The 15,128-nt window shown below is 63.7% G+C and carries 13 protein-coding genes and 2 pseudogenes; 7 read left to right on the top strand and 8 right to left on the bottom strand.

Annotated features, from left to right (window positions below):
- Positions 1-54: 54 nt before the first annotated feature.
- The 4 genes from OKW28_RS20480 to OKW28_RS20495 all read right to left on the bottom strand — a co-directional run bounded on the left by OKW28_RS20480 (position 55) and on the right by OKW28_RS20495 (position 3,525).
- Positions 55-1,278 carry a polysaccharide pyruvyl transferase family protein gene (locus OKW28_RS20480; protein ID WP_429448371.1) on the bottom strand — a complete coding sequence of 408 codons (1,224 nt, stop codon included), beginning with the start codon at positions 1,276-1,278 and terminating at the stop codon, positions 55-57.
- The gene (locus OKW28_RS20485; RefSeq protein WP_429448373.1) at positions 1,253-2,278 is read right to left on the bottom strand and encodes a lysylphosphatidylglycerol synthase domain-containing protein; all 1,026 of its coding nucleotides are present in this window, start codon (positions 2,276-2,278) and stop codon (positions 1,253-1,255) included. The genes OKW28_RS20480 and OKW28_RS20485 overlap by 26 nt, the downstream gene beginning before the upstream one ends.
- A gap of 399 nt (positions 2,279-2,677) precedes the next feature.
- Complete coding sequence (locus tag OKW28_RS20490; protein ID WP_184005715.1) at positions 2,678-2,875, bottom strand: hypothetical protein; 198 nt, start codon at positions 2,873-2,875, stop codon at positions 2,678-2,680.
- 107 nt (positions 2,876-2,982) lie between these two features.
- Positions 2,983-3,525 carry a phasin family protein gene (locus OKW28_RS20495; protein ID WP_429448374.1) on the bottom strand — a complete coding sequence of 181 codons (543 nt, stop codon included), beginning with the start codon at positions 3,523-3,525 and terminating at the stop codon, positions 2,983-2,985.
- 480 nt (positions 3,526-4,005) lie between these two features.
- Here OKW28_RS20495 and OKW28_RS20500 point away from each other — a divergent pair, with 480 nt between their 5' ends.
- A complete protein-coding gene (locus tag OKW28_RS20500) occupies positions 4,006-4,776 on the top strand; it encodes a DUF3047 domain-containing protein (RefSeq protein ID WP_429448820.1) in 771 nt (256 codons plus the stop codon).
- Between the two features lie 147 nt (positions 4,777-4,923).
- On the opposite strand, the pseudogene OKW28_RS20505 reads toward OKW28_RS20500, so the two are convergent.
- Positions 4,924-5,265 (bottom strand): annotated as a pseudogene (locus OKW28_RS20505) (NAD(P)/FAD-dependent oxidoreductase); the annotation flags it as partial.
- 12 nt (positions 5,266-5,277) lie between these two features.
- Positions 5,278-5,613 (bottom strand): hypothetical protein, encoded by a 336-nt coding sequence (locus OKW28_RS20510; RefSeq protein ID WP_429448376.1) that lies wholly within the window; start codon positions 5,611-5,613, stop codon positions 5,278-5,280.
- A 158-nt stretch (positions 5,614-5,771) separates the two neighbouring features.
- Here OKW28_RS20510 and OKW28_RS20515 point away from each other — a divergent pair, with 158 nt between their 5' ends.
- Complete coding sequence (locus OKW28_RS20515; RefSeq protein ID WP_429448378.1) at positions 5,772-6,080, top strand: hypothetical protein; 309 nt, start codon at positions 5,772-5,774, stop codon at positions 6,078-6,080.
- Positions 6,081-6,222: 142 nt separating this feature from the next.
- Here the strand turns inward: OKW28_RS20515 and OKW28_RS20520 are convergent.
- Positions 6,223-7,047, bottom strand: a pseudogene (locus OKW28_RS20520) (DUF2252 family protein); the annotation flags it as partial.
- Between the two features lie 445 nt (positions 7,048-7,492).
- Here OKW28_RS20520 and OKW28_RS20525 point away from each other — a divergent pair.
- Positions 7,493-9,211, top strand: a complete 1,719-nt coding sequence (locus OKW28_RS20525; RefSeq protein WP_429448379.1) for an alpha/beta-hydrolase family protein — start codon at positions 7,493-7,495, stop codon at positions 9,209-9,211.
- A 72-nt stretch (positions 9,212-9,283) separates the two neighbouring features.
- On the opposite strand, the gene OKW28_RS20530 is transcribed toward OKW28_RS20525, so the two are convergent.
- On the bottom strand, positions 9,284-10,012 hold the full coding sequence (locus tag OKW28_RS20530) for a FadR/GntR family transcriptional regulator (protein ID WP_429448381.1): 729 nt from the start codon (positions 10,010-10,012) through the stop codon (positions 9,284-9,286).
- A gap of 414 nt (positions 10,013-10,426) precedes the next feature.
- Between OKW28_RS20530 and OKW28_RS20535 the strand changes: the two genes are divergently transcribed.
- From OKW28_RS20535 to OKW28_RS20550, 4 genes are read left to right on the top strand one after another with little or no spacing between them, the layout of a single operon-like run.
- A complete protein-coding gene (locus OKW28_RS20535; RefSeq protein ID WP_429448383.1) occupies positions 10,427-11,554 on the top strand; it encodes a sugar ABC transporter substrate-binding protein in 1,128 nt (375 codons plus the stop codon).
- Positions 11,555-11,589: 35 nt separating this feature from the next.
- Positions 11,590-13,140 (top strand): sugar ABC transporter ATP-binding protein, encoded by a 1,551-nt coding sequence (locus OKW28_RS20540; protein ID WP_429448384.1) that lies wholly within the window; start codon positions 11,590-11,592, stop codon positions 13,138-13,140.
- Positions 13,137-14,117, top strand: a complete 981-nt coding sequence (locus OKW28_RS20545; protein WP_429448386.1) for an ABC transporter permease — start codon at positions 13,137-13,139, stop codon at positions 14,115-14,117. Before OKW28_RS20540 ends, OKW28_RS20545 begins: the two co-directional genes overlap by 4 nt.
- Complete coding sequence (locus OKW28_RS20550) at positions 14,114-15,100, top strand: ABC transporter permease (protein ID WP_429448388.1); 987 nt, start codon at positions 14,114-14,116, stop codon at positions 15,098-15,100. The genes OKW28_RS20545 and OKW28_RS20550 overlap by 4 nt, the downstream gene beginning before the upstream one ends.
- Positions 15,101-15,128 lie beyond the last annotated feature (28 nt).

Consider the following 15,128-nt stretch of genomic DNA (forward strand, 5'->3'; position numbering starts at 1 on the left):
TTCGCGAGATTACACGACCGCGCCGACACCGCTCGTCGCGCGAGGCCCTGCATTTCACGCAGAACACATTGCCGCTCGCGTCTGCGCGAATCCCTCGCGATAGCGAGCGGTGAGGTGTGTGGCCGTCCGCCACAGCAACGTCCGGTCGATCGTCAGGGCATGGAGCATTGCTTTCGAAAGTGCCTCGATCCCGACGCTGCCCGGCACGCACGCTGGCTCCCACGTCGCGGCAAACGCGGACTGTTTCGTCGTGTCGCTCGCGCGCGCCGGATGGAAGAAGTTCACCCGCGGCAAGCCGAACGCCAGCGCGACGATCCGTCCGTGCAGGCTGCTTCCCGCGTAGGCCGTGGCATCTGCGATCAGTGCGCAGATGTCCCATATCTCCAGCGAACGGAAGAGTTGCGTACGTGAGACCTTCATCCGTGCCGCAATCCGCTCGTAGCAGGCCATATCGTCATGCCAGGGCGCCGCACCCGCTCGAAAGAAAACAATACCAAGCCCGCTCTCGTTCGACACGCGATCGAGCTCGCGCGCAAGCACACCGAGCGTTCCGTCGTCGCCGAAATCCGCACTGAACTGCACGGTGACATACCCGTCGGGAAACGCCCTTTGCAAATCCGCCACGCCGCTTCGTTCCTTGCACGCACGAATGTTCGCGCCGAACAGCTCCGTCACCATCACCGCCGGATCCGGCACGAGCCGCGCGAGAATGCCTGCTGCGGCGAGCCCGTTCTGGGTGTGGATGTCACGCACGCTGACGTCGTCGGCTTGCGCGAGCTTCGACAGGACTTCTGCTCGCATCCCGGGATCCAGTCGCTCCACATCGACGCCGCCGGCCGCTTGATAAGTGACGCTCGACGCACAGGGAAACATCTCGCGAGACGTCATGTAGGGGGCAAGCGCATCGAGACCCGTCAGCGCACGTGCCCACGCGCGTCGCTCGTCGTTGTGCGTTTCCAGTCGCGCGACGACCTTCTGTGCCTGGTCCCACGGCAGCAGCATCACCGCCGCCTCCCAGTCGCCGCAAGTCAGGATCTCGCCGCCTGCGTGCACGATATGCACACGGTCCTTGCCGCGTTCGGCGGCCAGTTGCGCGAGCGCCTGAACAGCGTGGCCGCCGTGGACGCGCAGGTCGCGCTCCGCGAGCCCGGCGAAGATCACGTCGTCGCACGCAAGCAGTTTTGCGACGACGTGAGGGAACAGCAGGTCACCCAGGTTGTGGCGATCGAAGGCGCCGAACACCACGACCGCATCATGTTTTCCTGTGTCTCGCATCATGATTCGGGCCCCGACCTCCCTCGGTACGAAGTCGCCGCTTGTCGCGCCACTCTTCCACCTGCCAGGCGATGAGTCCAGGCAGAAAGACGATGATGTCACGAATACGGCGCGCACCCGCGAGCGCGAGGCAAAGCTGCGGATGGAAACCAAGCACCGTGCCGATCAGCAGAAATCCACCTTCCTGAACGCCGAGTGCGCCAGGCACAAAGAACGCGACGCTACTGAGCGCCTGGATGAGCGACTCGAGTACGACTGCCTGCAGGAAACCTGCTTTTGACGACAGAAAATAGAGCGCGAGCCATAGCTCGAGCGCCGTCGCGATGCATTGGAGTGATTGCCAGATGAGCAGATAACGGATGATGACGCCGGGCTGATGCCAGAGGTCACTGATCGAATGATCGATGCGCACCGACTCGCCGACGAGCGAGCGGAACTTGCCGCTCGTGATGCGATTGAAAAGTTTCGTGAGCCGCGCGAACGGACTCGCTCGCTGCACGAACGAAAACGCCAGGAGCAGAACCGTCAGAATGGCGATGCCGCCTCCGAGCCTGGCTGCGAGGTGCAACGCCCTGGAGCCGGCATGGGCGATCAGATAGCCGATGGCCGCGATGGCGAACAGCATTTCGCTGATGAGCGTGAGCTGGAGGTCGACGACGAGGCTCGCCATGGCTGGGGCAGGCTCCATGCCCCATTTGCGCATCATGCGAAACGTCACGACTTCACCGCCCACTCGGGCAACGGGCAACATGCCGTTCACGGACTCCCGAATCCAGACGAGACGCAGTACCGCAAACAGCTTCGGGCGTATCGCGCCGCGCATCAGCATTTGCCAATTCCTTGCGTTGGCGAGCATCGGCAGAACGTGGACCATCCCTGCAAGCGCGAGCCCGGCGCCGGCCGCGCGCATCAAACCGAGCACCTTCTGCGCGTCGACGTGCCAGACGAGCCAGACCGCGATGGCCAGGCCAGCAAGTGCGGCAGCCCGGGCGAGATATTTCATAAGCTGGCGCGAGCGTAGTGTCAGTCGCTTTGAAGCGGCAGCAATAGACTTTTGCGTCCACTTCGGAGATCGAGCCGCAGTTGCGGACTCTCCCGATAACTTTTCACCGAGAATCTGGCATATCGCACCTCCGGCCTCTATTCGAGCCGTCGCATAACTCGTTCCCCGCGCGGGGAGAATGGTGTGTGATTAGCGACTGCGTCGTCGAATGCCTGTTCGAACCCGCCGATGTGCGCTTCCGCCATACGGCAGGTAATCACGCCCGGCAAGTCCCCGCTGCGCGCTGCGGTGCTCAGCGACAGTCACTGGCGAAGCTGTTCGTGCACACGGTTGCCGAGCGCCGGCGAAGGCGGCACACCCAACATGTATAGCTCGTCAGATACGTTGTCTGCGCACCTGTCAACGGACCCGTGCGAACGCACGCAGCACGGCGTCGCCGCGCGGCGTCACGTGAGGTAACCGGAAGCCCGGCCCAGCTGGCTCATTCGCAATCAACTGCAGTTCGCGGAGCGCGCCAAGCTCTGCCCGATCCGAATCAATTCGTTCAGGCGCATCCTTCAACAGCAACAACGTGGCCACTTCGTGCGGGCTCAACATGTCGTTTACCTCACGGCGGGAACGAAGAACGGGCGACCAGATCCGGCCACGGCTGCATCGGCAGCACGCGAATACCGGACCCGGCAGGATTGGTGGAAGCTTGTCGCCTATCGGGTTGACGAGCGACGTGCGCGAGGCGGACCTCGTCGTTCCGCCGTGTCAGGCGTCGCCTTTTCGACGCGCTCGAGAAAGGCGCGGACCATTTCTCCGACCTGTGCCTCGGCAACGGACTCGCCGTCCGGCTGCACTTCCGGCGCCACAGCCGCGCGCATCATCGCGTCGACGCCCGTTGCGCAGGCCGGCAGGCCAGCGGGCATGGTGTCCTCGTGGAGCTCACGTCCGTCGTCGCGATCGTCGCCGGCGTGGCACGGTCTGATTGTTTCAGAGGCGATGTCCATCCAGCCGCGGGTGTATCCGGCGAACTGCAGGGTGAGCCAAGGCATCACATCCGCTTGACGTCTGATGAACTGTTCAGGCGTCTGGGCGCGCAATACGCTTTCCCAGTGCAGCGCGGCACCCGTGACTGCGGATCTGCACGTATCCACGTTCAGCCGTATCAGCGCGCAATAACCGGCGAGGAACTGGTTGGGCAGTTGCGACACGTCGGTCGGAACGGATAGGGTAAATGGCATCTGTTTTGGGCTGCTCACGGAATATCTCTCAGGTTCTCGCGGGCACGGCGATCGCTGCCACTGCGATTCGTGAAGGTCGTTCCCACACCGGGCCGTTGGCCAGGCAGACGGTCTGAAGCCGTCTTAGAGCAGCCATTCTAACTTCGTTAAGTCGGGTTACGATTTTTACCAGCCAGGGAGTTTCCCCAATATGTGGGAAATTGACACTGTGATGTGTGGGCTACACGCGAGGGACTCGAGCGCATGCCTCGACTGGGGTCGTGGCGGCGGCTGGGGCGGTGGTCACTTCATGAGTGGCGGCGACCATGGTCATTGATAGCGACCCCTTCGCGCGCCGCACGACGTGACGGGAATACCGCGCGGCGCGTTGCCATCCTCGCCATGCAAACGCTACGACGCAGCAAACAGAACCTCAACCGTCGGCGTGAAAGCTCCGCTGAAATGTCGCCAGAGGAGCCCATTACAATGACGCTATCCAAAATACGAATGCGATCTTCCATGCATCTTCCCTCGCGCCGTCGAGCGCAAAAACGAACAGCCCCGTCAGCCTGGATCGCCGCATGCGTCGCGCTTCTTTTGTTGTCGCCACCCATCCTTGCCCAGGACGAAAAGCCCGGTATCGCCTTTTCCTCGATCGAGCCCGGCGCATCGCTGCCCGCGGGCTGGAAGAACCTGCCGGTCGTGCGCGGCAAGCCCATCACGCAATACACGCTCGTTCACGACGACCACACCACTGTGCTGCAGGCGGACGCGAACCGCTCTGCTTCCGCGCTGATGCACGAGGGTGATATCGACCTCGCTCGCACACCCGTCGTGGCATGGCGCTGGAAAGCGGATAGACCGATCGAAGGCGCCGATAACCGCGTGGCGTCGAAGGAAGACGCGCCAGCGCGGCTGGTGTTCATGTTTGCCGGAGACAAGAGCAAGCTGTCGCTTTTCGACCGGGCGAAGATGGGGCTGGCCAAGCAACTGAGTGGCGAACATTTGCCCTATGCCACGTTGATGTACGTGTGGTCGACCACCGCCGCGCCGGGTACCGTCATTGCCAACCCTCGCACGAACCGCGTACAGATGATCGTGGTCTCCGGTCTGCCTGGCGATGCGGGTCAGTGGCAAAGCCTGCGCCGCAATATCGTGCAAGACTATGAGCGGGTCTTTCACGAACCGCCAGGACGAATCACAGGCTACGGGCTGCTGACCGATACCGACAATACCGGTGCCACGACACACGCCTGGTACGGAGACGTCCAGTTCCTTCCCGGGCCTTGATAACCGGGTGCCATCGAGTTGATCGAGCCCGTCGGCGCGGCGTGGCCGGCTGAGTGTCCCGCGCGCTTTCGTAAGCGGAGATGACGCGCCTTGCCGATCACCGGCTTGCTTTGGGGCGCAGCCATCGACCCTTCATTCCTCAGGCGCTCAGATGAGTTCCCGCAGTTTGTAGTACCACATGCCCAGAATCAAAGCCTGGGTGCGCAGCATCTTGCCGCCCGGGAACCGTCGATGCCTGATGCGGCTGAACACGTCGAATCGAGAAGCGTCGCCACCGATCGCGTTCGCGAGAATTTTGCCGGCCATTCCCGCGAGCACCAGCCCATGTCCGGAGAAGCCTTGCACATAGTAGAGGTTGTCGCCGGTACGGCCAGGATCCGGCGCGCGGTTCATCGTGACGTCGACAAAGCCACCCCATGCATAGTCGATGTTCACGCCGTCGAGCTGCGGAAAAACGCCCGTCATGCGCCTGCGCATGCGGCCGATGACTTGCCCGCATCGCTACCGAATCCGGTGCCGATGCGCGTCCGCAGGCCAATGCCGTTCATGTGTACCCCATCGTGGTTCCGCCGGCTGCATGCCCTCTCCCACGAACGCGTCGACGGACCACGTATCGACGAACTCGTTTCGCGCCTTGCGGCGTTTGGCGACCTGGAAGTCCCGTTCCGCCAACTGAATCGCCTTGATGTTCAGCCGGTGCGCGAGCGCCGCGTCACGAAGATCGGGGGAATGGCCACGAGCGCAGCCGCGCTGCGGGCCGAGACGATGGTTGCCGCGCGGGAACGCGCGTTGCTCGATGTGCATCGTCAATACGAAATGCATAACGGAGACACCCATGGGCTGCGCGTTTTTCGCGGCCGAACGGCGCGACCAGCGGGGCGAGCGTCTATGTCCCGGTCGCGGACGAGATCGACTATCCCGCCGATCTGGAGGCCGCGCGCAACCACCGGCAAAGCAGACGTACGTGGCAAGCGTTCAGTTGTGGGAGAAAAGCGATGTCCATTCAGGAATATGCGCCGTATCGCGGCTGCAATATCGAGGTGAACGTTACGCTATCGAAGACGCATTGGCTCGGTGGCAAATATCGCCGTTATCGCGTGTCATGGACCGTGACGTTGCCCGGCAATCCGGAACAGGAACTGCTGAGTTTTCCGGAACAGTTCGATTTTCTGACCGAGCATGAAGCGTTCAAGTATGGAGAAAATCGGGCGCACACCTTTGTCGATTCGATGTTCTCGACGCCTTCTCAAAGGCGCAGGCTCCGCGACGCGGTCGCTCGGCCCGCAACGCGCCAGGAGGTTTAATGGCTCGCGCCGGCGCGCGACCTTTCGGAGCGGTATGGCGCGTCGCCGCGTTTGCCTATGATCCCTTCGAGCTTCGTGCGGCAGACAGAAGCGACCGGAGACACCGGTCTTCCGGGAAGTCTTCCGACAATCGCAACACCATCTCCTTGATGTCGACAAGGCAGGGTGGCCCGCCAGCAGAACATTCTCCGTCGATGTCCAGCAGTACGGCGTATCGGCGCCGCCCCAAGGAACTGCACCCCTTCACCCAGAAAGCCGCGTCCAGCACCTCGATTCCCGCGTCGCCTGTCGTCGCCGGGCCCAGCACCCCGCGCATATCCAGACCCGATTGCGAGTCAAAGAGGGAGCAGACAGCCTTCGCTTCGTCTTCTGATAGCGGCCAGAAACGCTCACCGAGAGGAATGCGCGGCACCACGCCCTCGATCGTCTGCCGGTCCAGCTTGCGCCGAGACCGGTGTAGCGCTTTTTTCATCGCGACTTGCACGACCGCCGGGCGTTGCGTCCTTTTCGTTTCGTTGGTGCGGGCGTCGTCGAATGCGTGTTCGTACCCGTCGACGAGCGCTTCCGCCATACGGCTGGTGATCACGCCCGGCAAGTCCGCGCTGCGCGCCGCGGTGGCCAGCGACCGTCCCAGCCGAAGCAGATCGTGCACAGGATTGCCCGATCACGCATTGATCCAGATCCCTGATCTGGACTGCCAGGTGGCCCGCTGCATCCGCGACCGGGCCGAGGTTCCCGAGATGGCAGTCGCCGCAAATCCACACGGGCGGGCCATCGGGCAACGCGCCGGGAGCCTGGCTGTCAAGCCACGCATAAAAGCGCCTCGCGCTTCCACGTACGTAGGCGTGCGCCGATCGAGCCATTTTGTGCCGGCGAAGCGCTGCCAGAAGGGGCGCCCGAAGTCAGGAACCGGCAGATTTTTTAGGGACGCTTTTTTCACGACGGTATTCCTTGCTACAACGGCCATCTGCCACAACGGCGTAGCTAAAATCGTGCGGCGCTCGTCTTGACCGGGTCGCAGTAGCGCTGGCTCCGTAAAGCCACTCGCTCGGGCGACGTCGCCACCGACAGGCCGGTTCATCGATGTTTGAACACGATGCGCGCAGAGCGACGATGTTGTTGGGGGGACAGAAAGGTAAATACAATGCGACGCATGGCCGGTTTATCGTTGACGTTTTTTCGACGCAGGAGAAACATCGCACGAGATCGGAGCAGCCCCGTCCATTCCGCTGCCCCCAAGTGTCGTGCTGCGCGCGGTAATCAGGAAAACATCGTCGTGGCTGATCATGCGGCGGCATCTTCCATTACTGCCCTCCTGGCGGAGTCTGAATCAAGGCTGGTCGCGTCATCAACTCCTTTGCGGGTGACCCGCGGAAACGAGGTGCGAGTTGTGCCAATCCGAGCGAGCACGCATGCGGGACTCCCATGAGCCGGTAGCCGCCGGGCTTCGAAGCACGTCCTGGACGCCGGCGCTCAGCGGCTCGCTGCTCGCGCTCGTGTTCTGGTGGCAGTCACTGACGCCGACACTGATTCCGCGGTCGTGGGGAACGCAAACCGTGGTCGGCGCGTTCTGTCTGGCCATCGGCTATGGGATAGGCACAGTGGTCGGCCGCGGCGTGCATCGGCTGCTGGAGCGATGGGGGCGCGTGGCCGGCAGCGAGATCCGACGGCGCAGCTGGATCGTTCTGGCAGCGACGTGGCTCATTGCACTATTCGTTGGCTCGAAGCTATGGCTCGGCTGGCAGAACGAGCAGCGTAGTTTCATGGGGATGGCGCCGATCGCCTGGTTCGACGCCGTGCTGGTGATCGTCGTGTCGCCGTTCAGCGCGGTGTTGCTGGTAGTCATCGGGCGATTGACGGCGCGCGGTGTCGCCGCAGTCAAGCGGGTCATCGAGGGCCACGTGCCCCCGATCGTTTCGGTGCCGGCAACATCGCTGCTCATCATCGTGATTGGCATGGCGCTCGGTCGCGGAGTGGCCTTTCCCGTCCTCACCACGGTCTCCAACTTCGTCCACGGGCGGGTGAACGAGAACACGACCGAGGGAATCGTGGCCCCCACGTCGCCGGCGGTGTCCGGCAGCAGCACGTCGTTCGTCGCATGGGACACCTTGGGCCGCATGGGGCGCGGCTTCGTGGCGACAGCGACAAACAAGCAAGAGCTCGCGAAGTTCCACGGGACTGATGCGAGACTGGTCGATCCGGTGAGGGTCTACGTGGGAGTGCGTTCCGCGGACTCCCTCGAGCAGCGTGCGCAGATTGCGGTCCGCGAGCTCGAGCGCGCCGGCGGGTTCGAGCGGAAAGTGCTGGTCGTGTGGATACCCACCGGCACGGGCTGGATAGTCCCCAAAGCCGCGGCTTCGCTGGAGCAACTGCACCGTGGCGACACGGCGATCGTGGCGATCCAATACTCTTTCCTGCCTAGCCGACTCGCCATTTTCATGGATGCTGGTCTCGCGAACGAGGCGGGTATCGCGCTCTTCAACGCGGTTCGCGCCCGATGGTCGATGCTCCCGCCGAAACGACGGCCAAAGCTCGTTCTGTTCGGCAAAAGTCTCGGCGCCGCAGGGGTGGAAGCGCCTTTCGTCGGGAAAGACGCCTCTGCCTCGGTGGCCAACATGATGGCCCGAACGGATGGCGTGCTGATCGTCGGCGCCAAACAAAGCAACCCGATCCATTCGCAACTCACTCACGAGCGCGATAGCGGGTCGCCCTTCTGGCAGCCGATCTTCAATGGGGGGCGTTCGGTACGGTTCTTGAACCGCGATCCGCATCAGGTGGCATTGCACGCCGACTGGCCGACCCCGCGAATCGTGTACCTTCAGCATCCGGCCGATCCGGCCGTGTTCTGGAGTGCCAGTGCGTTCTGGTGGCCGCCAGAATGGATGGCTCCGCCTCGCGGCTTCGACATGCCCCGCGCCATGCATTGGTTTCCCATCGTCTCGGGCGTGCAGGCGGTGGGCGATCTGATTCACCAGCTCGGCGTGCCGGCGGGTTTTGGTCACAACTACTCGTCGGAGGACTACGTCAACGGCTGGGCCAGCGTGGTGCCTCCCGAGGGCTGGACGCACGCCGATACCGAACGACTGGCCCGGTTCCTCGACCAGACTGCCGGCGATGAATCAGAGCCGTGACCGAGCTGAAGGCGAACGGATCGGGGCAGTGCCGTTGCAGCTTGCGGCGCGCACCGCAGAACATGGTCCCAGCTAACGCCAGGCTCGTGTGAACTCGCCGACCACGCGCGCCAGATGCGCCTGCATCGCCGTGCGCGCGGCGGTCGCATCTCGCGCCATGATGGCCGCAAAGATGCGCTGATGGTCATCCTGTGACGCCGCCCGCAATGCGGGAGTATGAAAGTGCTCCTCGATCTTTTTCCACAACGGGTCGGCACGGGAGTTGTCCCACATCGCTGTCACCACGAGCCGGAGCATTTCGTTTCCCGTCGCCCGCGCGATCGCCAGATGGAAATCACGGTCAGCGGCCTCGTTCGCAGCCTTGTCGTCCATGTTTTCGCGCATCGCGCGCAACGCGGCGAAGAGCCGGTCGAGGTCTGAATCTTTGCGCTCGGTAGCGGCTAAGGCCGCGATCCCGCTTTCGATCACCGCCCGCGCGCGCAGCGTCTCGATCGGGCCCAGTCCGCGCGGCAGTTTAAACATGGCGGAGCGCGCCTCCGGCGCTTCTGCCACATAGATGCCCGAGCCGACACGGACCTCGACCACGCCCTGCACTTCCAGCGCGATGATCGCTTCCCTCACCTGCGTGCGGCTCACGCCAAAACGCTCGGCCAGCGTGCGCTCGGAAGGCAGGCGCTCACGCGGCCCGACGTCGCCGGCGACGATCAGATCGTAGATCTGCTTCGCGAGCCCGACATAGGAACGGTCGGTCGCGTCCTCATCGGCGGCGCGGCCGGTTGGCGTGTGCGAAAGTTCGGCCATTCAGGATTCCAGAAAGCTTCGAAGCCGCCCAAGGATTGGCTCGAGTTCGCCAAAATGGTACACCAATTGCCGGCGTCAGCCTGCATCGGCCTGACGCCGCGCTTGCCGCCCATCGAACCAGTACAGCAGCAGTTTCAGACTACTCGAATCCGCCCGCGGCGCCGTGGTAAACCACTATCGCGCGCGGATTGGTATGCCAGTACTGTCAGACGTGACCGCGTTCGCGCCGGCCCTTCGTTTTGCTTCGAGGCGGCGCCGTTGAAGAGGTCATCGCGCTGCTTCGGCGAGTCCGAGTCAGCCCCGCTGCAGCATATTCCGCAAGATTCCCTGCTTCTCGCACAGAATTCGGCGGCGATCCATGGCCGCCATGTTCGCCGGCAATCGGCAAGTTCAATCCAACAAAAAGGAGACGACATGCTTTCAGGAATCCAGGTGCTTCGAGCGGCGGCGACCGCGGCATTCACGCTGTGTGCAAGCGCGGCTTTCGCGCAGGCATCGATCGTTTCAGGACCGTCCAGTGATCCAACCTGCATGGTCCCCTGGAAGAGCGACACGAAGTTCATCAAGTATCCGAAGAAGAACGGGCCCTACCGGATCGCACTCGTGAACGGCTATATCGCGAACACCTGGCGTATCCAGATGATCAAGACAGCCAAGGCCTACACGGCGCAGCCTGCCGTCGCCGCCAAGCTCAAGGAATTCAAGGTCGTCTCGACCGGCGAGGACGTGCCGGCGCAAATCTCGGCCGTCAACAACTTCATCGATGCCGGCTATGACGCGGTCATCGTGGACGCGCAAAATCCCGCCTCATTCGGCCCCGCGATCCGCCGCGCGAAGAAAGCCGGCGTCGTGCTGATCGCGTTCGACAACATCCTCGACAGCGAAGACGCGATCAACGTCAACGTCGACCAGTACGGGCTCGGCGTGCTGTGGGCCAAGTGGCTCGCGAGCCACCTGTCGAACGGAGGCAAGGTGCTCGAGGTTCGCGGGGTGGCGGGCACGTCGGTCGACACGGACCGGCACAATGGTTTCCTGAAAACGTTGGACGACACCGGCAAGAAGTGGAACGTCGTCCAGGTCTACGGCAAGTGGGACGACGGGGTCGCGCAAAAGGCCACCGCCGACGCGATTGCCGTGCAGGGCCATTTCGATGGAATTTCGGCGCAAGGCGGCGACACGGGAGTCGTGCGCGCGATGATCGATGCGAAACATCCGTTCGTGCCTTTCGGCGGCGAGACCGAGAACGGCTTTCGCAAATTCTGCGCGCAGTATGGGAGCGAGGGCCTGAAGTGTACGTCGGCTGGCACCGGTCCCGCGCAGGTGGCCGTGGCGATCAAGACGGCGCTCGCCGCGCTGGACGGCCAGACGATCCCGGTCTCGATCAAGCTGCCTCTCGACGTCACCGACGATTCGAAGCTGAAGGCGGGCGTCAACTATTTCCCGAACGACTCCGACAACTTTTTCGTCGGCAACTCGTTTCCGACTTGCGGCATCAATTTCTCTGCGCAGGAAATCATGAAGCAGAGCCAGGGCAACCAGTGATCGGATGATGGCCGGGATGTGACGGGAGACGAAGCATGCTGCAGGATGCAGAGCAGCCGTTCTTTCAGATGTCTGGCGTGTCGAAAAGCTACGGCGGCGCCGTCGCGCTGGATCACGCTGAGCTCACGGTGCGCCGGGGCCGCATTCACGCAATCCTCGGCGAGAACGGCGCGGGCAAGTCCACGTTGCTGAAGGTGATGTCCGGCGTCGTACAGCCGGACGAGGGCACGATGCACTTCGATGGCCGGCAGGTCTCGTTCGCGTCGCCGGCCGAGGCGAACGCGGCCGGCATCGTCTGCGTCTATCAGGAGCTGTCGCTAATCCCCGACTTGAGCGTGGCGGACAACATCTTCGCTTCGCACCCGCCGCGACGCTTCGGCATGATCGACCGCCGGGCCCAGCGCCGCCAGGCCGAGGAGGCGCTCGCCCGGGCGGGCGCCGCCGACATCAATCCGCTTGCGAAGGTCCGGGACCTGCCGCTGTCGCGCCAGCAGATGGTCGAGCTCGCGAAGGGGCTGGCACACGCGCCGCGCATTCTGATCCTCGACGAAGCCACCTCGGCGCTGACCGCGGCCGACGTCGCGCGCGTGATCGATGTGCTCAAGCGCCTGCGCGAAGAGGGGCTCGCGCTGCTGTTCATCTCGCACCGGATGCACGAGGTGAAGGCGCTCGCGGACGAATGCACGGTCTACCGGAACGGCCGTCATGTGACGAGCTTCGAGGCAGGCGCGCGCTCCGACAACGAGGTCGTCGAAATGATGATCGGCCGGAAGTACCAGCATGCGTTTCCGGCCAAACCCGCCCGCGACCGCAGTGCCGCTCCGGTTCTCGCCTGCCGGGATCTCGCGTGGAACGACACGCTGCAAGGCATCAGCTTTTCGTTGAAGCCCGGTGAAATTCTCGGACTGGGCGGCCTCGACGGACAAGGCCAGCGCGAACTGCTGCTGGCGCTGTTCGGCGTGTTGCGCGGGTGCGCCGGCAAGATCGAGATCGACGGCAAAGCCGTGTCGATCGGCAGTCCGTTGGCCGCGCGTGCCAACGGCATCGGTATGGCGCTGATACCGGAGGACCGCAAGACCGAAGGCTTGATGCTGCCGATGTCGGTACGCGAGAACCTGTCGTTTGCCGCGCTCGATCGCATGTCCACCGCCGGCGTAATCGATCGCGACCGCCAGCAGTCGCTCGTCGACCGGATGATGGAGCTGCTTGCGATCAAGTCGTTCAGCGTCGACGCGCCCGTGAGCTCGCTGTCGGGCGGCAACCAGCAGAAGGTGGTCATCGCGAAGTGGCTGATCCGGCAGCCGAGGATCCTGCTGCTCAGCGACCCGACGCGCGGTATCGACGTCGGCACCAAGCAGGAGCTCTATCAGTTGCTCAGGCGCCTCGCCGACGAAGGCGCCGCGATCGTGTTCTATTCGACCGACTACGACGAGCTGATCGGCTGCTGTGACCGCGTGCTCGTGCTGTACGAAGGCAGGATCAAGAAGGAACTCATCGGCTCGGCGATCACCGAGCAGAACCTGATTGCCAGTGCACTGGACCTGCCCGTCGGACAGATTTCGCCTTCCACCGGAGTCGCGCTATGAGCGGGCTGCGTTACTGGTATGCGGAGAATCGCGGGGCCGTGTTCGCGTTCGGCCTGTTCGTGCTGATGTTCGCGATCTACCTGGTCAACTATCCGTCGGCGTTGTCGGCCAACGTGTTTCAGACGGCAGCGAACAAGGCGGTGCTGCTCGCGCTCGTCTCGATGGGGCAGGCGCTCGTCGTGCTGACGGCCGGCATCGACCTGTCGATCGGCATGACACTGGTGCTGACCAATTGCATCGGCTCGTGGATCGTCACGGGTGACACGCTGCACAGCGCGCTCGGCATCGCCGGCGTGCTCGCGGCGGGCGCGCTGTGCGGCGCGCTGAATGCCGTGATCATCATTTTCGGCCGGCTGCAGCCGATCGTGACGACGATCGCGACGGGCGCCGTCTACTACGGCCTGGCGCTGCTGCTGCGCCCCGTGCCCGGCGGCTCGATCAACGAGGACCTCGCCGACGCAGTGACCGGCAAGGTCGCCGGCGTCCTGCCGGCGAGCTTGCTGATTCTGCTCGCGGCGACGCTGATCGTCTGGATTCCTTTCAAACGCTCGGCGGTTGGGCGCGCGGCGTACGCGACCGGTTCGTCCGAACCCGCGGCTTTTCTGTCCGGCATGCCGATCCGCCGCGCGAAGTTCGCCAGCTATACGCTGGCCGGCCTGCTCACTGCGATCGGCGGCCTATTCCTGACGTTCTTCACCGACACCGGCGAAGCGAGCCTCGGCAGCGCCAACTCGTACACGCTGTTTTCGATTGCCGCGGTGGTGATAGGCGGCGTGTCGCTGCTCGGCGGCAAGGGCAGCGCGATTGGCGCGATCTTCGGCGCATTCGCGTTCCGCTCGATCGGCGACCTGCTGTTCGTGTTCAACGTCGATGCGCTGTGGCAGCCGCTATTCCAGGGTGTGATTCTTCTGCTCGCTGTCGCGATCGGCGCATGCGGGCTGTTCAGGGTACGCAACCGTCTGGAGTGGTTTCAATGAGCCACGTTTCAGCAAACAGCCGGACCACGTTCGTGTCGAGGCTCGCGCGCGGAATCGACAAACCGATCGTGATCGCGTTCGCGTGCATCGTCGCGCTGCTGCTCGTCGGCGGGATGTATTCGCGCAACTTCACGTCGCCGGAGTACATCCTGCTGCAACTGAAGGTCGGCGCGTTCCTCGGCATCATCGCGACCGGCCTGATGATGGTGATCCTGCTCGGCCACATCGACCTGTCGCTGCCGTGGACCATCACCGTCGGCGCAATGATGGCGTGCGCGGTAGCGGGGCACGGCGAACTCGGACGGATCCTCGCGATACCGGTCGGGATTGCTTGCGGCGTGCTGATTGGCGTCGTCAACGGCATCCTCGTTGCGCTGCTGCGCATTCCGTCGATGATCGCCACGCTCGCGACCAATGCGGTCGCACAGGGCATCATGATCGTCTATACCGGCGGATCGTCGCCGCAGGATTCCGCGCCACAGGTGATGCGATGGCTCGCGGCGGGCTGGCTCGTACCGGGCGTGCCGAATGCCGTCGCGCTATGGCTCGTGATCGGCGGCGCCACGGTGTTCCTGTTGTCGCGTACGACCTTCGGCCGCACGCTGTACGCGATCGGCAATACCGAACGCGCGGCGTATCTGTCCGGCATCAATACGCGGCTCGTGACCGTGGCCGCATTCGCCGTGTGCAGCGCCTTCGCGGCGTTCGGCGGCGTATTGCTCGCCGGTTATGCGTCGAAGGCAGCGCAGTCGATGGGCGATGCCTACCTGTTGCCGGCGATCGCGGCAGTCGTGCTCGGCGGCACATCGATTCTGGGTGGACGAGGTTCATACCTCGGCACCGTGGCTGGCGCGATCCTCATCACGCTGCTGCAGTCGATCCTTTCAGTCGCGCAGATGCCCGAGGCGGGACGTCAGATCATCTACGGCGTGGTGATAGCGGCAATGTTGCTGCTGTATGGGCGCAGCAAGCGGGAAGTGTAGTTTGAGTCGATCCGCTGGCGCGTCCTCC

Source organism: Paraburkholderia sp. 40, assembly GCF_050434105.1.
GTDB classification, from domain to species: domain Bacteria; phylum Pseudomonadota; class Gammaproteobacteria; order Burkholderiales; family Burkholderiaceae; genus Paraburkholderia; species Paraburkholderia tuberum.